The sequence below is a fragment of the Bacillus sp. RB3 genome, assembly GCF_030164735.1.
GTDB classification, from domain to species: domain Bacteria; phylum Bacillota; class Bacilli; order Bacillales; family Bacillaceae_G; genus Bacillus_A; species Bacillus_A cereus.
This window is the reverse complement of the sequence record NZ_JASNGE010000011.1, coordinates 110172-135009: the sequence shown is the minus strand read 5'-3', so window position 1 is coordinate 135009 and position 24838 is coordinate 110172. Positions and strand designations below refer to the sequence as shown.

Below are 24838 nucleotides of genomic sequence, written 5' to 3'. Positions count from 1 at the left end.
TTGTGAGCAACCTTCTTTTCTACGTAAAAAAGCTCGTCAGTTATATAACCGACGAGCTTTTACTTTGCACATTTTGGACAACGACCATATATTTCAAACTTATGCCCCGTTACTTCATAACCGGTAAAATCTTTATTCATAAAATCCATTGGACAGGAAGTAATCTCTTTCGTTCCCCCACAATCCAAACAAATAAAATGATGATGATGTTCCATAATAGAACAAGTAAAACGAAAATGTTTTTCACCATTTAATTCCGTTTGTTCTAAAACACCAATCTCAGCAAAAACTGTTAAGTTACGATAAATCGTATCAAAACTAAGCCCTGGATAATCGTCCTTCATATGCTCTAAAACGTCTTTCGCAGTTAAATAACGATTATGTGCTGCAAATAATCTGAGCATCTCTTCTCTTTTTCCAGTATGTTTGTATCCTTTTTCTTTCATTAGGCGTAAAGCTTCTGTTAGATTCATACCTATCCCTACTTTATGCAGTTTTTTTCTTCTTCCATAAAATCGCACCGATTAAAATAAGAACTGCTATCATAACAATTGTACCACCTGGCGCTAAATCAAGTTGATACGAAGCAAACATTCCACCAATTACTGCAATTTCACCAAATAAAATGGAAAAGAAAATTGTTTGTTTAAATCCTTTAGCAATACGAATACTTGCTGCAACTGGTAACGTCATTAATGATGATACAAGAAGAACCCCCACTACACGCATTGATACTGCAATGACAAGAGCAACTAATATAATGAAAATAAAGTGAATCCATTTCGCTCTTAAACCAGTTGATACTGCGTATTCCTCATCAAATGATAATAGAAACAGCTCTTTATATAATAAAATAATTGTCGCAACAACAACAATTGCTACAATCCCAATAATAATTAAATCTGTACTTGTTACAGCACTGACACTACCAAATAAATAACTAAATAAGTCTGTGTTAAATCCATTTGCAAGTGAAATGAAAATAACTCCAACCCCCATCCCTGCCGAAAGGATAATTGGAATTGCTAATTCTTGATAGTGCTTATATACAGTTCGTAACTTTTCGATTAGTAGCGCTCCACCAATCGAGAAAATCATCCCCATATATAAGGGGTTTAAAAACCCACCTGTAAAAATGGTTTTTTCAAGTAATAAACTTGCTGCAATACCCGATAACGTCACGTGACTTAATGCATCCGCAATAAGAGATAAACGACGAATAACAACAAACACACCAATTAACGGTGCAACAAGTCCAATTAAAATACCTGCGTATAAAGAATTACGTAAAAAGTCATATTGTAAAAAATCTTGTATCATTATATCCTCCCGTGATGCTCATGTTCGTGTTCTAAACGATGAACATGATGTCCATATAAGACGGACATTTCTGCATCTTCTAACTCTCGGAACTTCTCTACATTTCCATGGAAATGTAGATGTTGGTTTAGGCATGCAACATGTGTTACTTTTTCAGTAACAGCTCCCATATCATGAGTAACAAGAATTAATGTGATCCCGAGCCTTTTGTTTAAATCCTCTAATATTTCGTAAAAACTTTCCACATTTTTTACATCGATTCCAACAGTAGGCTCGTCCAAAATAAGCAATTCAGGATCACTAACGAGCGCACGAGCAATAAATACACGCTGTTGCTGTCCACCAGAAAGCTCTCCAATGTTACGACCTTGAAACTCACTCATCCCTACATCAGCAATTGCTTTTTCTACCTTTTTCTTATCCTCTTTTGTGAAAAAGCGAAAAAGCCCTTTTTTCGAAACAAGTCCCATTGACACAACTTCAGAAACAGTTGCTGGAAAACCAGAATTGAAACTATTTGCCTTTTGGGATACATAACCAACTTTGTTCCATTCCTTAAACTTCTTACTATCAACGCCAAACACGCGAATGCTTCCTTCTTTTGGCTTTAAAACACCTAATAAACACTTAAGTAAAGTTGATTTACCTGAACCATTCGGTCCCACTAAACCTAAAAAAGCTCCCTTCGGAACTTGCAAATTAATATTTTCTAACACATTCCGATCTTCGTATCGGAATGTTAAACCTTCAATTTCTAATATATTATTCATAGCATCTCACCTATTTTAATTCAGAATGATTCCGATTTATATCTATTTGAATTATAGTACAGCTTATTATAGTTGTAAACCAATCTGCCTAAAATATATCTATTTTTTCAAGAAACCTTACTATTATAACAAAAAGCAGAGAAAAATTCTCTGCTTTCGAAAAATATTCCTATAAACTTTTTAGTGAATAGCCGATTTAAACTTACCACCATTTGTCTCTTGCGTGCTCATAATCGTAACAAACGCATTTTCATCAATTTCATGCACAATTGATTTTAACTTCGTCACTTCTAGACGCGTTACAACTGCATAAATAACTTCTTTTTCTTTATCCGTGTAACCACCTTTCGCTACAAGCTTTGTAGTTCCACGGCCAAGACGATGCAAAATCGCGTTTGATACTTCCTCATATTGATCAGATACAATTAAAACCGCCTTCGTTTCATCTAGCCCTTGAATTACTGTATCGATCGTTTTAAATGCGATATAGTACGTCATAACAGAATACATCGCTTGTTCCACACCAAACACAAATGCTGCCCATGCAAAAATAAATAAGTTCACAAACATTACGAATTCACCAACAGAGAACGGTAATTTCTTCGTTAATAAAATCCCCATAATTTCAGTTCCATCTAGCGATCCACCATGACGAATTACAAGTCCTACACCAAGACCTAAAATAAGACCACCAAACACTGTCGCTAAAATAGGTTCTGTTGTAAATGGTGGTACCGCATGTAACGTTGACTCAATGAAAGCTAACGCTACAATACCAAATGTCGAAGATAACATAAATGTTTTTCCAATTTGCTTATAACCGGAATACATAAATGGGATATTGAGAACAACGACTAAAGTAGAAAAACTTAACCACCAAATGTTAGGAGTAAGATAATCTAATATAAGAGAAATACCAATAATTCCACCATCAATAATTTTATTTGGCATTAAAAATAGTTCAATTGCTACCGCCGCGCATGCTGCTCCAAAAATAATCATAACTAAACGATAAATGAGATGAATAACACTTTCTTTTCGATGTTGCTTTTGCTCCATAAGTCCTCCCTTTACTCTTTTTCTGTAGTTTTGTCCTTATATTATAACATACGCTTCTTTTCCTCATGAAAAAAGAAACTCCATACGAATATGTACAAGCTATATGCTCATATATTTCGATAGAAGAACGCGTGAAGGAGGATAATAAGATGAACCTCATTAAACAAATTGTTAATAAAAAATTAAATCATATTTCTACAAAAGAGTTATTAAAATATAGCAAAGAATATGAAGTTCCCATTACAGCCGCACAAGCTGATCAAATCGTTTTACTTATGAAGGGTAAAAATATTAATATTTACGATAACAACGAGCGACTAGAGCTCTTAAAACAAATCGCAAAAGTAACTTCCCCTGCCACTGCCCAACAAGTAAATACATTATTTCAGCAACTACTAAAATAAGGAGGGGATTTCCCCCTCCTTATTGCGCTTTAATTTTTTCAAGAAGCCCTTCATCAAAAGTGCCGTTTTTCAGCATTTCGATTTCCAATTTGTATGGCGGCTTCTTATCTTTTTTATCTTCCCCTACATACGGTGTTTCAAGAATTTTTGGTACATGCATTAACTGTGGATGATGTACAATGTGATGCAATGCTTTATACCCAATGTGACCAAATCCAATGTTTTCATGACGGTCTTTTCCTGCTCCGCGTATATTTTTACTATCATTAATATGAAGTACTTGTAAACGATCTATACCAACGATTTTATCAAATTCGTTTAATACGCCGTCAAAGTCATTTACAATATCATATCCTGCATCGTGCGTATGACATGTATCAAAGCATACAGATAGCTTTTCATTATATTTTACACCATCAATAATTTTTGCAATTTCTTCAAAGCTACGACCGCATTCTGTTCCCTTTCCTGCCATCGTCTCTAACGCAATGTTAACCGTCTGTTCTGGCGTTAATACTTCATTAAGCCCTTTAATAATTTGTTGAATACCAGCATCCGCTCCAGCACCAACGTGCGCTCCTGGGTGAAGAACAATTTGTTTCGCTACACCTAATGCCGATGTTCTTTCAATTTCCATGCGAAGAAAGTCTACGCCTAATTGGAATGTTTCTGGCTTCGTCGTATTCCCAACATTAATAATATACGGCGCATGGACGATAATTTCCTCAATTCCGTTCAGCTCCATATGTTTTCTTCCTGCTTCTATGTTCAATTCTTCAATTGGTTTTCTTCGTGTATTTTGCGGTGCACCTGTATAAATCATAAACGTTGTTGCACCGTATGAAACAGCCTCTTCACTTGCTGCTAATAACATTTTCTTACCACTCATGGAAACATGAGATCCAATCTTTAACATACAATCACCTCTTCAATATACAATAGATATAATGATAGCATAATTTGTAGAAATATGTAGTGAATTGTTTGTTCACAAAAGATGCACTACACAAATTTATATATCTATTTATACAGACTATACTTTTCATTTAAATTGGCTGGATTAAGTGAAACTTTAATCAATACTTTTCTATCCATATTGATTACACCTCCCACAAATAGCGGGATAAAAAAAAGATAAGGGAAACCCCTTATCTTTTTTTATTGCCATATTTTTTCTTCACTTTGTCACGTTCTGTTGCAAGTTTACGTTTATAGTTTGGTTTTACTTTTTTCGGTTTTTTAATAACTTTCGTTGCCATAACATCAAGTTCGTCATTTGGTTTTTTACGGCTCTTACGACGACGACGCTCACCTAAATCGGCCCACTCATCTCCGCGTAAATCTACATGCTTGAACTCAATATGACGTTGTTTTTCTAAACTATCTAACGCTTCTTCGTTTGCTGGATCATATATCGTCACTGCAATACCAGAATGCCCCGCACGTGCTGTTCTTCCAACGCGGTGAACGAAGAAATCTAAATCTGATGGTAGCTCATAGTTAATAACATGGCTAATCCCTTCAATATCAATACCACGTGCTGCTAAATCAGTCGCAACAATATATTGGAATTCAAGGTCACGAATTTGTTTCATCATTTTTTTACGATCACGTGGTGATAAATCCCCGTGAATTCGTCCAACTTTTAAGCCGCGTTCCATTAATCCATCAGCAACTTGGTCTGCCATCTTTTTCGTATTCGTGAAAACAACTGCTAAATACGGTTTAAATTGAAGTAGCATTTTATGCACTAAATCAATTTTATTACGATGTTTAGAAGGCACTAAATAGTGTTCAATGTTTCCAGCTGCAACTTGTTTTGGATTGATATGAATATGCTCTGGATTCTCCATATACTTCTTCAGAAACGGTTTTAGTTTTTGAGGAATTGTTGCAGAGAAAACTAACATTTGCAAGTTTTTAGGCATGCGTGCTGCAATTTTATCTACATCATGAATGAATCCCATATCAAGCATTAAGTCTGCTTCATCGACAATAATCGTATTTGCTTTATGAACAAATAATGCTTGCTCTTCTACTAAATCTTTAATACGTCCTGGTGTTCCAACTACGATATGAGGTTGTTTTTTCAACTTTTCAATTGAGCGTTGTTTATCAGTTCCACCAATTAAACAACGTGCTGTAATCATTTGGTCTTCCGCACAAAACTTTGTTAATTTCACGATTTCTTCGTAAATTTGTTGTGCTAACTCACGAGTAGGCGCTGTAATAACAAGTTGTACTTCTTCACGACTTGCATTAATTCTGTTTAATGTAGGAAGTAAGTATGCATGTGTTTTCCCAGAACCTGTTTGGGATTGTCCAATTACACTTACACCTTTTTTCACGACCGGGAAAATTTTCTGCTGAATTCCTGTCGGCTCTGTAAAGCGTAGTTCACGAACTGCATCTATTAAAAATGGTTTAAAATCATACTGTGTAAAAGTTTGTTGTGTCATAAGTTACACCTTCTTTCTAAAATTTCTACTGCGCGCACAAATCAGTCAAGTCTACATTATATCGAAATCTACAAGTAAAATCCATCTTTAGTTTAGGTTTTCACTTCAAAAACTAACCTTCTTCCCTTTTATTGCATATTGTATGTGTATATACCTAACTGAAGAAAGGAGGATTTCTCACATGTTTCCGAAATCCCCTACAAGGCAAATGTATCCGAATCCAGGGCAGCAACCTTATACACCATATCCAATTCCACAACTACCACCAATGGCACAAAAAAAGAAAGGTTTTCTTGCTAAGCTTTTTAAAAAACACGATCCAACCGAGCCTTTTATGCAAATGGTTCCACCTTACCGACAAATGGAAGGGCAACCGATGATGCATCAGCAACCACCACCGCCGCCACAATATCAACAGCAATATCAGCAGCAATATCAGCAACAATATCCGCAGCAACATCCACAATATCAACCATACATGCAGCAACATCCTGAGCAAATGATACCGCCTCAAATGTATGAATCAAATGAAACGCGCGGCGGCGCAACTACAGCTGCCGCAACAGCAAGCAGTGGCATCGGCAGTTTCTTTTCGAACTTAATTTCGAATCCTACTAATATGATAAACAACATCGAAAAAGTATCCCAAGTCGTTCAATCTGTAGGTCCTGTCGTCGAACAGTATGGTCCTATTATGCGTAGTCTACCAAGCATTGTTAAAATCCTCACCTCTGGAAAAAGTACGGAAGAAAATCAAACGGAAAATGTAACAGAGCCAGTTGAGGTAGAAAGTCCGCCTCCTGCACCTCAAAAAAAGAAACGAAAACGAAAGAAAATAGTGATTGAACCTGTAATAGAAAAAGAGTTACCGAAAGAACCAGTTCAACAAACAGCAACAAAACCAAAACTATATGTGTAACAATCCTTTGTTTTCTATCCACTCCTCCTTTATAATGTAAAAGACTATGCACAAAAGTATCCCTTGTTTAGAAGGAGAGGATTACTCATATGAAAATTGTTAAAATTTCCCCTCGTGGTTATTGCTACGGTGTTGTCGATGCAATGGTAATTGCACGTAACGCTGCATTAGATAAATCATTGCCGAGACCCATTTATATTTTAGGTATGATTGTTCACAATAAACATGTTACAGACGCTTTTGAAGAAGATGGAATCATCACATTAGACGGTCCAAGTCGCTTAGAAATTTTAGATAAAATTGATTCTGGTACTGTTATTTTCACAGCACACGGTGTTTCTCCAGAAGTTAAACAACGCGCAAAAGAAAAAGGTTTAACAACAATCGATGCCACTTGCCCAGATGTTACCAAGACGCATGACCTTATCGAAGCTAAGAAAGCGGAAGGGTATCATGTCATTTATATCGGTAAAAAAAATCATCCAGAGCCAGAAGGCGCAGTTGGTATTGCACCTGACATCGTTCACCTTATCGAAAGAGCCGATGATTTAAAAACATTAGAAATCCCAACAGATAAAATTTTAGTAACAAATCAAACAACGATGAGTCAATGGGATGTTCAACATTTAATGGAGGACATTCAAAAAAAATTCCCAACAGCAGAATTCCATAAAGAAATTTGTTTAGCTACTCAAGTTCGCCAAGAAGCTGTCGCTAAACAAGCTGATGTTGCAGACTTAACAATTGTTGTTGGTGATCCGAAAAGTAACAATTCAAATCGCTTAGCACAAGTATCACAAGAAATCGCGGGTACAAAAGCATATCGAGTTGCTGATGTAAGCGAAATTCAATTAGAGTGGCTACAAGGTGTAGAAAACGTAGCTGTTACAGCAGGTGCTTCTACTCCAACGCCAATTACGAAAGAAGTTATCGCTTTCTTAGAGCAATATGACCCAATGAATCCCGCTACATGGGAAAGAGTTCGAAAAGTACCGTTACAAAAAATATTACCTCGCGTGAAAGTGAAAAAAGAACAATAATAAAAACCGTTGCTTACATGAGCAACGGTTTTTATTTTTCTTATACAAATATAAATGGATCTGTATGTAACTGCGAAGCATGAATGTGTACATTGAGTTTCTTTGCATCCACTTTTTCTTGTAATTGCTTTTGCACACCTTGTTTCATTACTTTTTCAACATTATGTCCCGGGTCAACTATATTTAAACCGAGCATCATCGCATCATGAGCAACATGATAGTACATGTCACCAGTTACATATACATCTGCTCCTTTAAATTTCGCTTGGTTTATATATTTATTACCATCTCCACCAAGTACAGCTACTTTACGCACTTTATCATCTAACTTACCGACAACTCTTGCGCCCTTCACGTCTAATGATTGTTTCACATGTTCTGCAAATTGGCCAAGCGTCATTTCTTCTTGTAAGTATCCTATTTTTCCTAGGCCTAACGTTTCACCTTTATTATCAAGCGGATACACATCGTACGCTACTTCTTCATAAGGGTGCGCCGTTACCATTGCTTTAATCACTTTCCGCTGTAAGGAAGCTGGAATAATCGTTTCGATTCGCACTTCTTCTACACGTTCTAACTGTCCAGTTTCCCCGATATAAGGATTTGTCCCTTCTTGAGGTACAAATGTGCCTGTACCCTCGCTACTAAACGTACAGTGGCTATAATTGCCGATATGACCAGCACCTGCGTCTCCTAATGCTTTCCTTACTTCTTCTGCATGAGTGACTGGCACAAACACAACAACTTTTTTCATTTCTTCTGCATATGTCGGTGCCAAAACTTCTGTATTTTGCAATCCTAACGCCTCAGCAAGTAAATCGTTTACCCCGCCCTTAGCAACATCCACATTTGTATGCGCTGCATAGATTGCAATATCATTTTTAATACACTTTTCAATAATTTTCCCATACACCTTATCTGTATGAATCGCTTTTAACGGGTTAAAAATTAAAGGATGATGAGCAATAATGACATTTGCCCCTAATTGAATTGCTTCATCCACAACTTCTTCCGTTACATCTAGCGCAATCAATACGTGCTGCACGGGTTTATTAAGCGCTCCAATCTGCAGACCAATCTTATCTCCTTCCATTGCCAAATGCTTCGGATACATACTTTCAAATAAAGAAATAATTTCATGGCCGTTTGGAATTTTACTCATGATAAAACCTCCCCTATCATTTTCATTTTCGCTTCTACTTCCCCACGCTTCGCTTTTGTTTCTTCAGAATCAGCCGCACGTTCTAACTGTTTTAAAATATTTTGGAAGTTTTTTAATTCTCCTTCCCATTTTTCAACGAAGGCTTCACTTTTTTCTGTTATTAAAAATGGTCCCATAAACAATTCAGCTTGTTTATTTTCAGAGTAAGGCGCTACAACATTTCCGCGCTCCCCTACTAAAATTTCGTAAATCTTCCCATCTTCTTTTACGATTTTTTCATGGATAAGCTCCCAACCATTCTCAATAAACCATTCACGAATATGATGCGCTGCAATATTAGGCTGTAAAATTAAACGTGTTACACCTTCTAATTTTTCTTTACCACTTTCTAAAATGTCACGAATTAACGCTCCGCCCATTCCGGCAACCGTAATTACATCTACTTCTCCTGGTGCGATAACAGCTAATCCATTCCCTTTACGCACATCTACTTTATCTTGTAAACCACTTTCAGCTACAGTTGCTTGCGCAGAGCGAAATGGTCCATCTACAACCTCTCCTGCAACTGCTTTTGTAGCAATATTATTTATAATTGTATAACACGGTAAATACGCATGATCCGATCCAATATCAGCAACTGTAGATCCTACTGGTATTTCACGTACAACTTCTTCTAATCGTTTTGAAAGCTTTACTTCATTCATGTATTTCCATTACTCCTTCTCTTGTCAGTCTGTCTCCATGATAATGAATTTATAGTAGTTGTTGCAAGCCCATAACAACAATTCACCGCTCTATCATTCATCGTATTTTAGAAAATATAGAAAAACAAGCCCTTTGCATAAGCAAAAGGCTTGTCATACGGAACTTTATTTTTTCTTCGATAACCAATCAGCTACTTTAGCGGCTTGATCAGCTGGAACTATATTGGCAGGCATATTGCCTTTTCCTTTCGAAAGAATTTCTTTAATTTCATCCTTTGAAAGTTTCCCACCAATTTTTTGTAAGTTAGGTCCAACTGCCCCTTGTAACTGATCACCATGGCAGCTCGTACAGCTTTGCTTCACAATATCTTCTGGTTTTGATGCCGTTTGTGCTGGCTTCCCGCCATTTTTTGCATCAGCTAACTCTTTAGATTTATTTAGCCCCTGAAATGAAAATACAAACATAACGATAATACCCAATGCTGCAATAAGAGCGAACGGAATCAGCGGATTACGTTTCATATCTCTTCTCCCCCCTCTATACCCCTAAATAGTTAGATGATTCAGTCATTTATATTGTACTTGAAAACGCTCTATCAGAAAAGAGCAAACTACTACTTGTTAAAAATATTCCATAAATTCAGTTTATTGTTTTTTATTGTCATATCGCTTATTATTTCGATAATTATTAACGTTTCTCATCATATTTTTCGCTTTTCTACATATATTTTTGTATATAATAAACAAAATTAATCGAAAAATCGAAAAATGAGCATTTGCAAATCAAAAGACAATTCTGTAAAATAAATTACAAGAAATTGTAATCGTTGCCCATAGCTAAATTTTAACAAAAATTAACAAAATAAAAAAGTTTACTTCACAAAAGTGAAGTAAACTTAAAAAATAACCTATTCTAAGAAATCCTTAAGACGCTTACTACGGCTTGGATGTCTTAATTTGCGAAGTGCTTTTGCTTCAATTTGACGAATACGCTCTCTCGTTACGCCGAATACTTTCCCAACTTCTTCAAGCGTACGAGTTCGTCCATCATCTAAACCGAAACGAAGACGTAGAACATTTTCTTCACGATCTGTTAGTGTATCTAACACATCTTCTAATTGTTCTTTTAGCAATTCATAGGCTGCATGGTCCGCAGGCGATGTTGCTTCTTGGTCTTCAATAAAGTCACCTAAATGGGAGTCATCTTCTTCACCAATTGGTGTTTCAAGAGAAACTGGCTCCTGTGCAATTTTTAAGATTTCACGTACTTTTTCTGGAGCAAGATCCATTTCCTCACCAATCTCTTCAGGAGATGGTTCGCGACCTAAATCTTGTAATAATTGACGTTGTACACGAATTAACTTATTAATCGTTTCAACCATATGAACTGGAATACGAATTGTTCGCGCTTGGTCTGCAATGGCACGTGTAATAGCTTGGCGAATCCACCAAGTTGCATACGTACTAAATTTGAAACCTTTACGATAATCGAACTTTTCAACAGCTTTAATTAGACCCATATTACCTTCTTGAATTAAGTCTAAGAAAAGCATACCACGGCCTACATAGCGCTTTGCAATACTTACTACAAGACGTAAGTTTGCTTCTGCAAGACGACGTTTCGCTTCTTCATCGCCTTCTTCAATACGCGTTGCAAGTCGAATTTCTTCTTCTGCAGATAGTAAGTCTACACGACCAATTTCTTTTAAATACATACGAACAGGATCGTTGATTTTAACCCCAGGTGGTACACTTAAATCATTGAGGTCAAACTCTTCTTCTGTTTTTGTAATTTGGCGATTATTAGGGCCTTCTTCGTTGTCATTATCACCAACTAAATCAATGCCTTGTTCACCTAAATATTCATAGTATTCATCCATTTGATCGGATTCAATTTCAAATCCATTCATGCGTTCTGCAATCTCTTCATATGTAAGAACGCCACGTTTTTTTCCGAGCTCAGTGAGTTGTTCTTTCACTTGCTCAAGGGTCATTTCAGTTTCAATTTGTTTAGAACGAGCTGGTTTGTCAGCCATCTGTTCCCCTCCTTACGCGAGATACAAACATTCATTATACTAAAACTTTATCAAAAAAGCTATTTTCTTGCTTTTTGATTTTGTAAATATGCTACATAATATTTAGCAGCCTCTACAGGATCTGTTTTTTCCATTTGTTTCACTTTAAAGATAATTTCCATCTTTTCAAGTTTTTCCTGATGCCGTCTAAGCGTCTCCAAATGGCCTTGCAACACTTCTTCTGTGTATTCTGGATTAATAAATTCATCCGTCGAAATATCAGTGATAATATTTTTCAACTTTTCATCAGAGAGCCAACTTAAAAATGTTCCAACTGAAGGTTCATTTCCCTTTTCATAATATGCGTATAGTTCATATAAAATCCCTTTATGTTCTTCTGTATGAAAATCTTCTATATGGGATTCCATACGAACAGCTACTTCTGCACTTTGCAACATATGGTAAATAATTTCTCTTTCCGCTCTTTCAAAACCTGTTAACTTCGGTTTTGTTTGAACGACTTGAGACGGTTTAGCAACCTGCTTTATTTGTTTTTGCTGTACCTTTTGTTCTTTGCGATATTGGTGCAATTGGTTCAAAAGTGTTTCCATTGAATACGAAAATTCTTGCGATAATGACTTCAAATATGACTCTGCCTGCATCGCATCTTGTAACAACGATAACTCTTTTAAAACACTCTTCACATATTCTTCTTTGCCAGACTCATCTTGCAAATTTTTCCCTAAACGCAAATAATTTATTTTAAAACCAACAAAACTCACACTTGATTTCACAAGATTTTCAAAAGCAGTAGTCCCATATTGTTGCACATATTCATCAGGATCAAGCTTATCTGGCAAGGATGTGACTTTCACTTGGCAACCAACTTTTAGCAATAATTGCCCTGCTTTCATCGTCGCTTCTCGCCCTGCTTTATCACCATCATAGCAAAGAACAACAGTTTCAACGTTACGTCGCAGAAGTTTTGCTTGTTCTTCAGTTAAAGCTGTTCCCATTGTCGCAACAGCTTCTTCCACACCACTTTTTACCGCAGCTAGTACATCGGCATATCCTTCGAAAAGAACCACTTGCCCACGCTTTCTAATAAACGGTCTTGCTTGGTGGAAGTTATACAACAATTTACTTTTGTGAAAAATCGGTGTTTCAGGGCTATTTAAATATTTCGGAGTGTCATCTCCTAACGCCCTTCCACTAAACGCTATCACCTTACCTTGTAACGTATAGATCGGGAACATAACTCTTCCACGGAAGCGATCATAATGACTACCATCCTTCTCACTTCTTATTAGAAGGCCAGCTTGTTCCATACTAGACAGCGATAAACCTCTTTTTTGTAAAATTTTCGTCGCTGCATCCCAAGCAGGTGATGCATAACCAATTTCAAACTTCTCAATCATCTCTTTCGTAATACCACGGTTTAATAAATATGAAAGTGCTTCATTTCCCTCTTCCGTATTTACTAATAAATGATGATAATACTTTTTCAATAATTCATGAGCTTGTTGCATGATGACAGTGTCATCAGATATGTCTTCTTGTTGTCCTTGCCCTGATGTATACTCTGCAACCGCAATTCCATTTCTTTCGCCTAGCTTTTGAACAGCCTCGGTAAAAGCCAGTCCTTCCATTTTCATTAGAAAGGAAAATACATTTCCACCTTCTCCACATCCGAAGCAATGAAAAATTTGCTTATCAGATGAAACAGAGAATGAAGGAGAATTCTCACCATGAAATGGACAAAGGCCGAAATAGTTACGCCCCTGTTTTCTAAGTTGAACGTATTCACCAATGACTTCTACAATATCGGATGATGTCCGAATCTGTTCAACAACTTCTTCGGGAATTCTGTTCCCCATAACTCCATCTCCGTGTCGTATTTTGTATTCGATATAAATTAAAAAATTCCTTTATAATTCGACAATATTTTTCTAAACTTGTTAGAAAGTGTTGCCGATTACATTGTATAAACGATTTTGAACCTTTCCTATAGGTCCTTTATCTGCATAAATCGCATATACATACTTGCTATATAAAATTGTATACATTTGCTCATCTGTTACAAATGTATCTCTTAGAAACAATACATATACACCTTTTTATAAGAAGAGTAGCAAGCCACATATACTGTTTGATCTTGAGATTTGTAACTTTTTCATGTTGATCCATATAACGATCAACTCCATTTTGTTCAGTATCTACAAAGATCCAATTGCCTTGCTATTTCCTTAAAGGATGAGCATATGATGCGACAAACAAAATTCCGACATGAAATTCCGCTCCAACTTGCACAATTTCAGCCTTCACGGGATATACATCTACACCAACTAATATGTTGTTGATGCTTTGCATATTTCTGTATTCTACATCCCTTCTGCGAATCCTTCCATAATGTGCGTTTTCTTGTATAGATTTTGTCGATTTAACGTAATTACATGTCTTTTTCGTAAATCCTATCCCTAGTTTATTCTGAAAAATTAAAGTCTAAACGTAAAATATAGGTTTTTATCACAATTTTTTATTATAATATATTTTCTTCAACTACGCTACATATCCCTTTATTTTTTCATCTTACATTTCAGGATGACAAACTCACACCTTGAATATACTAAAAGACAAAGGAGTATAAGTATAACCATTACACTACAATCTATTACAAAATCCATAGGTATCATATTTCACACGAGCGAAAAAAGCACATTCACCTTTGGTAAATGTGCTAAAACATTTTTTGGTTTTGCACTGCATTCACAATAATATTTGCTGTTTCTTCAATCGCTTTATTCGATACATCGATTACTTGGCAATTTATTTTACTAATTACTTCCTCAAAATGATTAATTTCTTCTTGAATACGATTAATATTTGCATATGTTGCTCCATCACTTAATCCAAGTGATTTTAATCGTTCTTTTCGAATATGATTTAACTTATCTGGCGTAATTTTCAAACCGAAACATTTTTCTTTTGCCACTTGATATAGTTCTTCAGGTGGGTCAACTTCTGGCACGAGTGGTACATTCGCAACTTTCAAGCGTTTGTTATGAGCTAAATATTGGGAAAGTGGTGTTTTTGATGTACGCGAAACACCAATCAACACGATATCCGCTTTTAAAATACCTCGTGCATCTCTGCCGTCATCATACTTCACAGCAAACTCAATCGCTTCAATCTTTTTAAAGTATTCTTCATCTAACCTACGGACAACGCCTGGCTCATATCTCGGCACTTGCCCCGTAATTTCTTCTATTTGATCAATAAGAGGGCCGATAATATCGTATGCCTCTACCCCTTCTTTTGCAGCCTCTGTTACTAAATATTTGCGCATATCAGGCTTAACTAACGTAAAACATATAAGTGCTTGATTACTCTTAGCAATCGAAATCACTTCTTTTAGTGTCCCTGTATCTTCTACATATGGTACACGTCTAATATCAGGAGCAAACGGAAATTGCCCCATTGCTGCTCGAACAACCAAATCAGCCGTTTCCCCTACAGAGTCAGATACGACATATACGATTTTATTATCCATTACATTACCTCACTTTAAACAAATTACACTTATTCGTTATTTACTAAATTTACAAACGCACGTGTAATATTTGTTTTTGTAATTCGCCCAATCACTTCTAAACCTTGTTTCGTATCTTTTACAACTGGCATTGCATCAATCTGTCTTTCTATTAATTCCATCGCAATATCATATAAAGAATCCTCTCTACGACACATCGCAATGTTTGGCATCCTTGTCATGATAATATTAACCGGAAGAGAGGTTAAATCCTGCTTTCCTAAGCTCGCTCTTAATAAATCTTTACGAGACACAACACCAACTAATAGAGTCATCTGATCTACAACGAACAATGTACCAACGTCCTCTAAAAACATCGTACAAATTGCATCGTATACGGAAACATTTTTATCAATTACAACCGGTCTAGATTGATAATCTTGTACTTTAATTTTCTTAACAGCTTCAGATAATAGCTGCCCCCCAGTTTTACCCGTATAAAAATAACCTACGCGTGGACGTGCTTCTAAATAACCAGCCATCGTTAAAATTGCTAAGTCTGGTCTTAGCGTCGCACGTGTTAGACCCAATTGCGCTGCAATTGATTCCCCTGTAATAGGACCGTGATCTTTTACAATCTGAATGATATGTTCTTGCCGTTTATTCAGCTCTATGATAATCACCACCTTTAATGCACAACGAAAAAAGTTATACTATCTCTTAAATATTATATACTAAATATGCTATTCGAAAAAGAAAGTATGTAAAAAGGACCGTATACGGCCCAAAATTATATTTGAAACTTATCAAGTTGTTCTAAAAAACGTCTTGATTTCAAATAAATTCCGCAATATTCATCATAATATGTATTCAATACTAAACGCATTTGTTTTTTTGTGCTATCCTTTACCGATACATTTCCGAGCCTATGTAAATCGAAATGGAAGAAAAGACGTAATAATTTATGAACAGCTTCTCCTACCGGTATACGATACGGGTCTTGCTCCGCATGACGTGAGCACAGAAAACCGCCTTCCCTAACGGAGAAGGCGACAAAGTCTGTTTCTTGATGACAAATCGCACATGTATCAAAGTACGGGCGCATCCCTAATACCGGAAGCATTTTCGTTTGATAAATTAATGATAATACTTCTGGATCAACACCCTCACACATATAATGCAACGTTTGATATAACATTTCAAATAAATACGGATTATGTTTTTTATCTTCTGTTGCTTTATCAGTTAATTCAACAATAAATGATGCATAAGCAGTTAAAAATATATCCTCGCGAATTTCTTTCATAGTTGAAATAATCTCGCCTTGTTGCAATGTTCCAAGCCCAGATCCCATTTGAATAAGAAACTGGCCATGTGTCATTAATTGCGACACAGATGCTAATCGGCTTTTCGGTTTTTTTGCCCCTCTTGCCATTGCACTTACCTTACCAAGTTCTCTTGAGAATATTGTAACAATCTTGTTCGTTTCTCCGTAATCTGTCGTACGGATAACGATGCCCTCAACTTTTTGAAACATGTTCGTCACCATCCAAGGTTTGAACAAAACGGGTCAAGAAATTGGAGAGTCTAGATGCGCTAGCTCCTCTTCATGTTGATCCATCTCATCGTTTACGTCTTTTTCCATTTCTTTCAAAAGCAAGTACGTTTCAATGCTTCCTGTTTTGGAGAAAAACTTCCAGGTAAAATCTAGCATAAGAATCCACCTTTCTCAATAAGCGTAGCCTATAAACCAATTTCCTTTGTTGTTATTAAATTGACCCATTTTGTCCATTTTCATGTGAGAAAAATTTTTCCTAATTTATCAAAGTTCATAAAAACCAATAATCAGTGGATGAACCAACCATCCACTGATTACAGCTTGACTCTATTTTAGTACTCATCCTCGCGGAAACCTAGGTCACGAAGCTGAGACATTTTATTACGCCAATCTTTTTGCACTTTTACCCATACTTCTAAAAATACTTTAGAACCAAGTAGCGCTTCAATATCAAAACGAGCTCGCTTACCAACTTCTTTTAACATTTTCCCTTGTTTTCCGATGATGATTCCTTTTTGTGATGCACGTTCAACAACAATCGTTGCATTTATATAAACTGCCCCGCCCTCACGCTTTTGAATCGCATCGATAACAACAGCCACAGAATGCGGCACTTCTTCACGTGTTAAATGTAGTACTTTCTCACGAATAAGCTCTGCAATAATAAATCTCTCCGGATGATCCGTTACTTGATTATCTGGATAGTATTGTGGTCCTTCTGGTAAATACTTTTTAATTGTTCCAATTAAAGCGTCCACATTATTACCGTCTAACGCAGAAATTGGTACAATCTCTGCAAACTCATGTAGTTTACGATATTGATCAATTAACTCTAGTAATTGCTCTGGATGAAGTTGGTCAATTTTATTAATTACTAAAAATACTGGTTGTTTCGTTTCTTTTAACTTCTCGATGATGAATTCTTCACCACGACCAAAGCCTTCGACAGCATTAACCATAAACAGAACGATATCAACTTCTTTTAATGTCGTTTGCGCCATCTTCACCATGAAGTCGCCTAGTTTATGTTTAGGTTTATGTATTCCTGGTGTATCAATGAAAATAACTTGTGCATCATTTTCTGTATATACACCTTGAATTTTATTACGAGTCGTTTGTGGCTTATCACTCATAATAGCAATTTTCTGGCCGATAATACGATTTAAAAATGTAGATTTCCCAACATTCGGTCTGCCAATAATAGAGACAAAACCTGATTTATAACCTTTTCTATTCATGTAAATCCTCCGCTAAAAATGCTCCTGGTAACAATTCTCCGACTGTCGTCTCTTGAACGTCACCATGTAAATTTGTTAAATATACTTTCGTATCCTGTTTACATAATTCTACCATAACTTGTCGACATGCTCCACAAGGAGGTACTGGGCGCTTTGTATCTGCTACAACCGCAATGGCTACAAATTCTTTATCTCCTTCAGAAACCGCCTTAAATAAAGCTGTTCTTTCAGCACAATTACATAAGCCATATGATGCATTCTCAACATTACATCCACGATATACTTTTCCATCGCGCGTTAATAGTGCTGCACCTACTTGAAATTTAGAATATGGTACGTACGCTTGTTTACGCGCTTCGATTGCTTCTAAAATTAATTGTTTACTATTCATATTCCCGCATCCTTCCTGTTCACAGCTATGAAGAGGTACACTCTCTCATTAAAGCCCCTTACGGCACTTCCAAAGCTTAATAAAAGCTTCGGAATGCAACTATACCATATACGGTAAAAAGATAATAGCACCAATTATAACAGCTATAATTGCAAACAATAAAACCGCTCCTGCCGCAACATCCTTTGCAATTTTTGCAAATGGATGAATATCGGCAGTCGCTAAATCTACTGTTTTTTCCACAGCCGTATTTACCATTTCTAAACTCATTACACTCCCTATTACAATAAGTAATATCATCCACTCTGTTCTCGTAATATGGAAATAAAAGCCGCAGCATATAACAATGACTGCGGCTAAATAATGGATTTTCATATTTCGCTCATGACGAAAACAAAAGAATATACCAGCTATAGCATATCCAAAACTATCTATAAGTTTTCCTTTTTTCATCGTCCTAATCCAAAAGCTTCTAAAATTTCTTTTTGTCTTCCGAACATTTCTTTTTCATCTTCTTCTGTCATGTGATCATAACCAAGTAAATGTAAAAAGCCATGTAATGCCAAAAATCCAAGTTCACGATCGAAAGAATGTCCGTACTCTTCAGCTTGCTCTTTCGCCCTTGGAATAGAGATAATAAGATCGCCTAACATGCGTGGCATCTCTGCACCAACAATCTCCATTTCTCCTTCTCCCATTTCTTCCATCGCAAAGGATATTACATCTGTAGGTTGATCTTTATCTCGGTAATCACGATTAATTTCTCTAATGCGCTCATTATCTACAAATGTCACCGATACCTCCGCACCATCCTCGATATTTTCCATTTGAGCTGCTTTTTCTAACACTTCACGAATTAAACTCATATACGCTTCTTTTACTTCTTCTGTTTCATCAATAAAATCAATTAACAAACTCATTCTTTCTCCTTTTCTTCCGGAAGTTCCGGATATGTAATACGCGAATGGAAAATACCATTTAACGTTTCACACAACGTTTTTCCAACGATTTGTAGTTCCTTAAACGTCAAATCACATTCACTAAATTGACCGTCTTGTAGTCGATCTTTAATAATACTTTGCACCAAATTATTAATTTGTTCTGGCGTTGGGTGATTCATAGAACGTACCGCAGCTTCTACACTATCAGCAATACCAACAATTGCCGATTCTTTCGAAGTTGCTTTTGAACCTGGATAACGGAACATCTCTTCTGTATATTTTTCTTTATCTTCTTTAATAGCTTTATAATAAAAATATTTCAGTAACGTTGTACCGTGATGTTGCCCAGCGATATCAATAATTTCTTGTGGAATATGATATTCTTCGAGCATTCTTACTCCATCCGTTACGTGAGCAATTATAATATCTTTACTCGTTACAGGATCTAATTTATCATGCGGGTTTTCAATTCCCATTTGGTTTTCAATAAAAAATTGCGGTTGTACTGTTTTTCCTACATCATGATAATATGCCCCTACACGCGCTAATACACCATTTGCCCCGACTGCTTCACAAGCAGCCTCAGAAAGATTCGCTACCATTACACTATGATGATATGTCCCTGGCGCTTCTAACAAAATTCTGCGTAAAAGCGGATGATTTGGACTTGATAGTTCCATAAGCTTCATGCTTGATACGATTCCAAGTCCACTTTCTAAATATGGTAAAATCCCCATAGCCAAAACGGATGATATAATCCCTGAAAGTGAAGCCATTAATAATTGCGTACCAATTTCAAGAGGCGAAAAATTCCCATTACGTAATAATAAGAGCGCCGCCAATACGACTACATTTAATACAGAAACGAGTATACCAGCTTGTAAAATCATTGTACGACGATTTTTTTCTCGCAAGAAAATACTAACCGATAATGAACTTAACAATACGTAAATCCCTACACTATAATTTAATGTACTCGTTACTCCTTCATTAAACATAATACTTCCGCATACAGAAAAAATCATACTCGTTAAAAAGACAAATCGATCACCAATCATTAGTTTTACAAGTATTGTTCCCATCGCAACTGGGACAACATATGCAATCCCCGCGTATTCAAGTTTTTGAAACAAACTAATGATTTTCATTAAGACGATTGTGATAGACAAAATTGTAATATACGCTAAAACATACGGTCTATCTTCTCTTTTTCTCTTTAAAAATAATTCAAATTGTTTATGCATAAAGTATAGTAACACACCAATGAGTACCGCTAATCCAACATAAGGTTGAAAGCCGTTCCCTTTTTCTAACAAACCAACTAATTTCAACTGATTATACACATCACTTGAAATTGTTTCACCTTCTCTAACAAGAACTTGTCCTTGAAGAATATAAACAGGTGGAACTAAATCTTCCTCTGCTTTTCTCTTCTCTTTCGTTAAGATCGGGTCATAAAAATAGTTTGCTGAAATTGCATATCTTCCTAGCGCCTTAATTGACTCTTTTAAACCATTATCAACATTAACACTATTCATCTCACTTACATATCGTTCTTTCGCATCTTTCAATTCGTCCATTTTAATATGCTCAGTCATGATACTATTAATCGCTGTGACCGCAGCATCTTTCGCTAATACTAATTGGCTCGAATCTGCATTAATCAAACTTAGTAAGTTTGAATCAGATAATTCTTTCGTTAAGTCAGCGGGTAGTTTCTTTTTTAACTTCTCCACTTTCTCAGCATCAGTCATCTTTTTTTGATCATCCGGTCCAACAGCTTTAATCTCTTGCACCACTTCATCCACTTTAGCAAAGACGTCATTCACAATATCAACTTTGTTTTGTTTATACTCACTTTTATATGTATATTGATCTTCAACTTTTGTAGCGGCTTCTTTTTTCTTTTTATCCGTTGTAACTTTATCTTCAATTTTTATAGGAGAATGGATTGTCTTTTTCGCAATAGAATACATATTAACATCTAATTGCTCTGGTTTTACATTATTCATAAGCGCAAAAAACAGCACTGCTCCTAATACAACGTAAGAAATCCAACTTAGTTTTTTCGAATGTTGTAAATTACGAAACCACTTAGAAATTTCTTGAGATCTTGACATGATTTCAATACCTTCTCCTCTCCAGAAATAAAGTGAAACTATTTATAGCTTTCATTTCTTCTACCAAACGATACTTTGAGGCAACATTTTATACACTAGTACCTATAGTTTATTTTCCTTATCTTTCATGATAGTAAAAAATATGACGTTCGCCAACCTTATCATACAAAAAGAAATGATCCTGACAAATAGGATCATTCCATTTTATCATATGCCTCAATAATACGTTGCACCAATGGATGTCTCACAACGTCCGTTTGTTCTAATGTAATAAATGACAGACCTGATACACCAGATAAAATATTAGCAGCTATAGATAGTCCTGATTTTACCCCTTTTGGCAAGTCTACTTGTGAAGGATCCCCTGTAATAACCATTTTAGAACTAAAACCTAATCTTGTTAAAAACATTTTTATTTGAGCACCCGTTGTATTTTGAGCCTCATCTAAAATAACAAATGAATCATCAAGCGTACGCCCCCTCATATAAGCAAGCGGCGCGATTTCAATTACTCCTCGCTCCATCATACGCTGCGTATATTCTTGTCCAAGAATATCATGTAAGGCATCATATAATGGGCGTAAGTATGGATCTACCTTCTCTTTCAAATCCCCTGGTAAAAAACCTAAATTTTCTCCAGCTTCTACAGCAGGTCTTGTTAAAATAATTTTCTTTACATACCCTTGTTTTAAAGCCCTCACAGCCATTACTACAGCTAAGTATGTTTTTCCAGTTCCTGCAGGCCCTATCCCAAAGACAATATCATTCTTCTTCATCGCATGAATATATCGTCTTTGCCCCATTGTTTTTACACGAATGGATTTACCTTTTGCAGTCTTGAAAATTTCTTCTTCATATAACTCTTCAAATTGAGCAATTTTCCCTTGTTGTGCAAGCTGAATTGCATACGCAACATCTCTCTCTGAAATTGATATACTTTTACGAATTACAACAAGTAATTGCTGTAAGATTTTTTCTACGAGTGTCACCGTTTCAACTGCCCCAGATACATGAACAGTTTCTCCTCTAGTTACGATCGATACATTCAGTTCTCGTTCAATTACTTTTAAATGTGCATCATTGACTCCAAAAAGAGCGATTGCTTCGTTAGTATTTTCCAATTGTTGGTTCATTTCTACTAATTGTTCTGCCATTACTCAGTCTCCTTGAATATCGGATTCGGATATTGGTTGTGGCTCTGCAATATTTTCAACCACAGTATAATGCAATGTGACCTTTAGTTGACCCGCCTCAACCTCTTTACTCAAAATCTTATCACTTACAATCATAGCATGTTCATCCAATTTTTTCTTTAGTTCTTTTTCGGCCATCTCTTTCGCTACTTTCAGCGCTTGCTTTTCTGTATATTCTCGATTCGCTTCTTCCTCTTCTCTCACAACATCTTTTTCATATGCAATCGGCAGTGTAAAACCAAATAATTTCACATCATGCTTTACACTTTCAGTACGAGAGCGTTTATACTTATCATGCTGAAATCCCCATATTTTTATTTTCGTATCCCCAAATTTAAGAAAATGTTCATTGTATACATTACCAGTATACACTTGGAATTGCGTCTTTAACGGGACATCCACCTTAGATGTATACCACGTTTCTCCATACACAATACCTTTCGCTGAAACAATCGTCGGACTTTCCTCATTACCATATATTCCTGATACGAGAATCTGCCCTTTTTCTACATGATCATTTTTCAGTACAACCGGCTTTCCAACTTCTACGAACGTCTTTGTAATAATCGCTTCTTTTTTTGCTACTAAATTTTGCGGCCTTTGTTCCTTTTCTTTCTTCGGTTCGTTTTTTTCAACAATTTTAAAATGATACGTCGTTCCTCTTACTTCTAGTCCCGCCCAAGTAATGGCATTAATATTATCTGTCAAATGGCGTTGTACATCTTCTACATTCGGCATTTGAAATTGTAGTTTCCCTTTTTTAATACCCATTTTATCCAATTCTTTCATCAATATATATTCCGTTTCAGGTTTTGCTCCTGTAATTTCAATTTTCCAAACCATATTTGACATTGCAATCACACCAAAAAAGAAAATTAAAAAACCAATTAAAAATCCACTATTTTTAATTAAACGCTTATTCCAAAAAGGAAAACCATAACGTCCAATAAAATATAATTTACATTCATTTTTTCTATAAATTGGTTTTATTTTTTTCACATCGCGTAACAACATACAAAAAACTAACGTTTCATCAGCTATCTTTTTAACATCCCAAACTAATAAATTCCTCCGTACACATTCATTAACAAACCGTTCCGCTCCTCTACCTTCAATTCGCACTTTTACATATCCAAGCCACTTTATAAACCATTTATTTTTCATTTACCACCTTCACTACCTTTCTAAAAGTAGATATACTACTTTTTATTTGAAACATTAAAATAGCTCGTACTAAAATGAAACCGAGTAAAACTGTAATCAGTCTCTATCAACGGAACTTTTACAGGATAAAGAAGAAAAACTTCACAAATGGAAGTTTTACTTCAATCACCTTTTTTTTCATTTTCTAAAAATGTTACTTGCTCAATTATCCCTTCGAGCAAAAGCTCTTCTGGAAGAATCGTTTTAATAACAAAGGATTGTCCTTTAATTAATAATTGACCGTGTTTTAAAAGTAATCGCACTTCTTTATCTGAAAACACTAATAACCCCCGATGATTTTCTATATAAATATGTATTTGCCCAACAAGAGTAATCCGAGGTAGATCCATTAATACATCCACTGGTAGGTCTACTTGTTTTGTCAACCAATTTTTCATTTGTTCTAATTTCTTCATCTCGAAAGACCCCCTCTCATCCCATATATATGTATTTCTTCACAAGTGCCTATCGTGTTATAACGACTTCACTAACATAACTATATTCTGTAAGAGTTCATATCATGTTAATTAAAACAGTCGCTATATGAAATCATATTTGTCAGGACAATGATGGATCAGAGGATGTTACCTTTAATAATAGAAGTATTAATACAAGAATATGCGCCCCTACAGGATATCAGTACAAGTTACATTAAGAAATTGAGCCTAGCGAGAAGTTAGAAACTTGAAAAAAACTGTTACAATTCGTTCTGGATGTGACATACTGACCATAGAATAAGTAGTTGTCATTTATTGGACAAATGAGATAAAGTGAAACTTTAATCCCCCCTCACCAATCGGGCTGCCCGTTAAT

The 24838-nt window shown here is 35.9% G+C and carries 27 protein-coding genes; 3 read left to right on the top strand and 24 right to left on the bottom strand.

What is annotated here, in order from left to right; genetic code table 11:
* Positions 1-59: 59 nt before the first annotated feature.
* The 4 genes from QO049_RS16230 to QO049_RS16215 form a co-directional block, all read right to left on the bottom strand.
* Positions 60-473 (bottom strand): Fur family transcriptional regulator, encoded by a 414-nt coding sequence (locus tag QO049_RS16230; RefSeq protein ID WP_001054516.1) that lies wholly within the window; start codon positions 471-473, stop codon positions 60-62.
* Positions 474-486: 13 nt separating this feature from the next.
* The gene (locus QO049_RS16225) at positions 487-1320 is read right to left on the bottom strand and encodes a metal ABC transporter permease (RefSeq protein ID WP_000613815.1); all 834 of its coding nucleotides are present in this window, start codon (positions 1318-1320) and stop codon (positions 487-489) included.
* Entirely contained in the window at positions 1320-2090 is a 771-nt protein-coding gene (locus tag QO049_RS16220) for a metal ABC transporter ATP-binding protein (protein WP_001059662.1), read from the bottom strand. Before QO049_RS16220 ends, QO049_RS16225 begins: the two co-directional genes overlap by 1 nt.
* Before the next feature lie 180 nt (positions 2091-2270).
* Positions 2271-3149, bottom strand: coding sequence for a YitT family protein (locus QO049_RS16215; RefSeq protein WP_000435963.1), 879 nt, complete (start codon positions 3147-3149; stop codon positions 2271-2273).
* Between the two features lie 149 nt (positions 3150-3298).
* Between QO049_RS16215 and QO049_RS16210 the strand changes: the two genes are divergently transcribed.
* The gene (locus QO049_RS16210) at positions 3299-3553 is read left to right on the top strand and encodes a DUF2624 domain-containing protein (RefSeq protein WP_001048954.1); all 255 of its coding nucleotides are present in this window, start codon (positions 3299-3301) and stop codon (positions 3551-3553) included.
* A 19-nt stretch (positions 3554-3572) separates the two neighbouring features.
* Here the strand turns inward: QO049_RS16210 and QO049_RS16205 are convergent, their stop codons facing one another.
* Together QO049_RS16205 and QO049_RS16200 are read right to left on the bottom strand one after the other, a co-directional pair.
* On the bottom strand, positions 3573-4469 hold the full coding sequence (locus QO049_RS16205) for a deoxyribonuclease IV (protein ID WP_000912456.1): 897 nt from the start codon (positions 4467-4469) through the stop codon (positions 3573-3575).
* Between the two features lie 232 nt (positions 4470-4701).
* Complete coding sequence (locus tag QO049_RS16200) at positions 4702-6012, bottom strand: DEAD/DEAH box helicase (RefSeq protein ID WP_000194015.1); 1311 nt, start codon at positions 6010-6012, stop codon at positions 4702-4704.
* A 181-nt stretch (positions 6013-6193) separates the two neighbouring features.
* Here QO049_RS16200 and vrrA point away from each other — a divergent pair, with 181 nt between their 5' ends.
* The gene (vrrA, locus tag QO049_RS16195; RefSeq protein ID WP_097918791.1) at positions 6194-6931 is read left to right on the top strand and encodes a VrrA/YqfQ family protein; all 738 of its coding nucleotides are present in this window, start codon (positions 6194-6196) and stop codon (positions 6929-6931) included.
* Between the two features lie 89 nt (positions 6932-7020).
* Positions 7021-7971: a 4-hydroxy-3-methylbut-2-enyl diphosphate reductase gene (locus QO049_RS16190; RefSeq protein ID WP_000706659.1), complete on the top strand. Its 951-nt coding sequence runs from the start codon at positions 7021-7023 to the stop codon at positions 7969-7971.
* Between the two features lie 40 nt (positions 7972-8011).
* Here QO049_RS16190 and QO049_RS16185 read toward each other — a convergent pair whose 3' ends face one another.
* The 18 genes from QO049_RS16185 to yqfC all read right to left on the bottom strand — a co-directional run bounded on the left by QO049_RS16185 (position 8012) and on the right by yqfC (position 24441).
* The gene (locus QO049_RS16185; RefSeq protein ID WP_000036233.1) at positions 8012-9133 is read right to left on the bottom strand and encodes a Nif3-like dinuclear metal center hexameric protein; all 1122 of its coding nucleotides are present in this window, start codon (positions 9131-9133) and stop codon (positions 8012-8014) included.
* Complete coding sequence (locus tag QO049_RS16180) at positions 9130-9837, bottom strand: tRNA (adenine(22)-N(1))-methyltransferase (RefSeq protein ID WP_001006545.1); 708 nt, start codon at positions 9835-9837, stop codon at positions 9130-9132. Before QO049_RS16180 ends, QO049_RS16185 begins: the two co-directional genes overlap by 4 nt.
* A gap of 165 nt (positions 9838-10002) precedes the next feature.
* The gene (cccA, locus tag QO049_RS16175; RefSeq protein ID WP_000828141.1) at positions 10003-10359 is read right to left on the bottom strand and encodes a cytochrome c550; all 357 of its coding nucleotides are present in this window, start codon (positions 10357-10359) and stop codon (positions 10003-10005) included.
* A 386-nt stretch (positions 10360-10745) separates the two neighbouring features.
* Positions 10746-11873 (bottom strand): RNA polymerase sigma factor RpoD, encoded by a 1128-nt coding sequence (gene rpoD, locus QO049_RS16170; protein ID WP_000764066.1) that lies wholly within the window; start codon positions 11871-11873, stop codon positions 10746-10748.
* A gap of 59 nt (positions 11874-11932) precedes the next feature.
* Positions 11933-13729: a DNA primase gene (gene dnaG / locus QO049_RS16165; RefSeq protein ID WP_000528221.1), complete on the bottom strand. Its 1797-nt coding sequence runs from the start codon at positions 13727-13729 to the stop codon at positions 11933-11935.
* 81 nt (positions 13730-13810) lie between these two features.
* Positions 13811-13954, bottom strand: coding sequence for a hypothetical protein (locus tag QO049_RS16160; RefSeq protein ID WP_000479733.1), 144 nt, complete (start codon positions 13952-13954; stop codon positions 13811-13813).
* 635 nt (positions 13955-14589) lie between these two features.
* Positions 14590-15402: a pyruvate, water dikinase regulatory protein gene (locus QO049_RS16155; protein WP_000368937.1), complete on the bottom strand. Its 813-nt coding sequence runs from the start codon at positions 15400-15402 to the stop codon at positions 14590-14592.
* A 29-nt stretch (positions 15403-15431) separates the two neighbouring features.
* The gene (gene ccpN / locus QO049_RS16150) at positions 15432-16064 is read right to left on the bottom strand and encodes a transcriptional regulator CcpN (RefSeq protein WP_000583756.1); all 633 of its coding nucleotides are present in this window, start codon (positions 16062-16064) and stop codon (positions 15432-15434) included.
* A gap of 107 nt (positions 16065-16171) precedes the next feature.
* Positions 16172-16918: a DNA repair protein RecO gene (gene recO, locus QO049_RS16145; protein ID WP_000487013.1), complete on the bottom strand. Its 747-nt coding sequence runs from the start codon at positions 16916-16918 to the stop codon at positions 16172-16174.
* Between the two features lie 33 nt (positions 16919-16951).
* Entirely contained in the window at positions 16952-17095 is a 144-nt protein-coding gene (locus tag QO049_RS16140) for a YqzL family protein (protein ID WP_000883924.1), read from the bottom strand.
* Between the two features lie 176 nt (positions 17096-17271).
* Positions 17272-18177, bottom strand: a complete 906-nt coding sequence (era, locus tag QO049_RS16135; RefSeq protein ID WP_001080229.1) for a GTPase Era — start codon at positions 18175-18177, stop codon at positions 17272-17274.
* Positions 18170-18568, bottom strand: coding sequence for a cytidine deaminase (locus QO049_RS16130; protein WP_001086282.1), 399 nt, complete (start codon positions 18566-18568; stop codon positions 18170-18172). The genes era and QO049_RS16130 overlap by 8 nt, the downstream gene beginning before the upstream one ends.
* A 99-nt stretch (positions 18569-18667) precedes the next feature.
* Entirely contained in the window at positions 18668-19021 is a 354-nt protein-coding gene (locus QO049_RS16125) for a diacylglycerol kinase family protein (RefSeq protein WP_000715469.1), read from the bottom strand.
* Positions 19018-19488, bottom strand: coding sequence for an rRNA maturation RNase YbeY (gene ybeY / locus QO049_RS16120; protein WP_000054679.1), 471 nt, complete (start codon positions 19486-19488; stop codon positions 19018-19020). Before ybeY ends, QO049_RS16125 begins: the two co-directional genes overlap by 4 nt.
* A complete protein-coding gene (locus QO049_RS16115; RefSeq protein ID WP_000091514.1) occupies positions 19485-21629 on the bottom strand; it encodes an HD family phosphohydrolase in 2145 nt (714 codons plus the stop codon). Before QO049_RS16115 ends, ybeY begins: the two co-directional genes overlap by 4 nt.
* 194 nt (positions 21630-21823) lie before the next feature.
* Positions 21824-22783 carry a PhoH family protein gene (locus tag QO049_RS16110; RefSeq protein ID WP_000840520.1) on the bottom strand — a complete coding sequence of 320 codons (960 nt, stop codon included), beginning with the start codon at positions 22781-22783 and terminating at the stop codon, positions 21824-21826.
* Positions 22784-22786: 3 nt separating this feature from the next.
* Positions 22787-23986, bottom strand: coding sequence for a sporulation protein YqfD (gene yqfD / locus QO049_RS16105; protein ID WP_000792499.1), 1200 nt, complete (start codon positions 23984-23986; stop codon positions 22787-22789).
* Between the two features lie 161 nt (positions 23987-24147).
* Positions 24148-24441 carry a sporulation protein YqfC gene (gene yqfC, locus QO049_RS16100; protein WP_000732269.1) on the bottom strand — a complete coding sequence of 98 codons (294 nt, stop codon included), beginning with the start codon at positions 24439-24441 and terminating at the stop codon, positions 24148-24150.
* Between the last annotated feature and the right edge of the window lie 397 nt (positions 24442-24838).

Coding starts and splice junctions, on each gene's coding strand:
- QO049_RS16230 (WP_001054516.1), bottom strand. CDS start 473: ATGAATCTAACAGAAGCTTTACGCCTAATGAAAGAAAAAGGATACAAA.
- QO049_RS16225 (WP_000613815.1), bottom strand. CDS start 1,320: ATGATACAAGATTTTTTACAATATGACTTTTTACGTAATTCTTTATAC.
- QO049_RS16220 (WP_001059662.1), bottom strand. CDS start 2,090: ATGAATAATATATTAGAAATTGAAGGTTTAACATTCCGATACGAAGAT.
- QO049_RS16215 (WP_000435963.1), bottom strand. CDS start 3,149: ATGGAGCAAAAGCAACATCGAAAAGAAAGTGTTATTCATCTCATTTAT.
- QO049_RS16210 (WP_001048954.1), top strand. CDS start 3,299: ATGAACCTCATTAAACAAATTGTTAATAAAAAATTAAATCATATTTCT.
- QO049_RS16205 (WP_000912456.1), bottom strand. CDS start 4,469: ATGTTAAAGATTGGATCTCATGTTTCCATGAGTGGTAAGAAAATGTTA.
- QO049_RS16200 (WP_000194015.1), bottom strand. CDS start 6,012: ATGACACAACAAACTTTTACACAGTATGATTTTAAACCATTTTTAATA.
- vrrA (WP_097918791.1), top strand. CDS start 6,194: ATGTTTCCGAAATCCCCTACAAGGCAAATGTATCCGAATCCAGGGCAG.
- QO049_RS16190 (WP_000706659.1), top strand. CDS start 7,021: ATGAAAATTGTTAAAATTTCCCCTCGTGGTTATTGCTACGGTGTTGTC.
- QO049_RS16185 (WP_000036233.1), bottom strand. CDS start 9,133: ATGAGTAAAATTCCAAACGGCCATGAAATTATTTCTTTATTTGAAAGT.
- QO049_RS16180 (WP_001006545.1), bottom strand. CDS start 9,837: ATGAATGAAGTAAAGCTTTCAAAACGATTAGAAGAAGTTGTACGTGAA.
- cccA (WP_000828141.1), bottom strand. CDS start 10,359: ATGAAACGTAATCCGCTGATTCCGTTCGCTCTTATTGCAGCATTGGGT.
- rpoD (WP_000764066.1), bottom strand. CDS start 11,873: ATGGCTGACAAACCAGCTCGTTCTAAACAAATTGAAACTGAAATGACC.
- dnaG (WP_000528221.1), bottom strand. CDS start 13,729: ATGGGGAACAGAATTCCCGAAGAAGTTGTTGAACAGATTCGGACATCA.
- QO049_RS16155 (WP_000368937.1), bottom strand. CDS start 15,402: ATGGATAATAAAATCGTATATGTCGTATCTGACTCTGTAGGGGAAACG.
- recO (WP_000487013.1), bottom strand. CDS start 16,918: ATGTTTCAAAAAGTTGAGGGCATCGTTATCCGTACGACAGATTACGGA.
- QO049_RS16140 (WP_000883924.1), bottom strand. CDS start 17,095: ATGCTAGATTTTACCTGGAAGTTTTTCTCCAAAACAGGAAGCATTGAA.
- era (WP_001080229.1), bottom strand. CDS start 18,177: ATGAATAGAAAAGGTTATAAATCAGGTTTTGTCTCTATTATTGGCAGA.
- QO049_RS16130 (WP_001086282.1), bottom strand. CDS start 18,568: ATGAATAGTAAACAATTAATTTTAGAAGCAATCGAAGCGCGTAAACAA.
- QO049_RS16125 (WP_000715469.1), bottom strand. CDS start 19,021: ATGAAAAAAGGAAAACTTATAGATAGTTTTGGATATGCTATAGCTGGT.
- ybeY (WP_000054679.1), bottom strand. CDS start 19,488: ATGAGTTTGTTAATTGATTTTATTGATGAAACAGAAGAAGTAAAAGAA.
- QO049_RS16115 (WP_000091514.1), bottom strand. CDS start 21,629: ATGTCAAGATCTCAAGAAATTTCTAAGTGGTTTCGTAATTTACAACAT.
- QO049_RS16110 (WP_000840520.1), bottom strand. CDS start 22,783: ATGGCAGAACAATTAGTAGAAATGAACCAACAATTGGAAAATACTAAC.
- yqfD (WP_000792499.1), bottom strand. CDS start 23,986: ATGAAAAATAAATGGTTTATAAAGTGGCTTGGATATGTAAAAGTGCGA.
- yqfC (WP_000732269.1), bottom strand. CDS start 24,441: ATGAAGAAATTAGAACAAATGAAAAATTGGTTGACAAAACAAGTAGAC.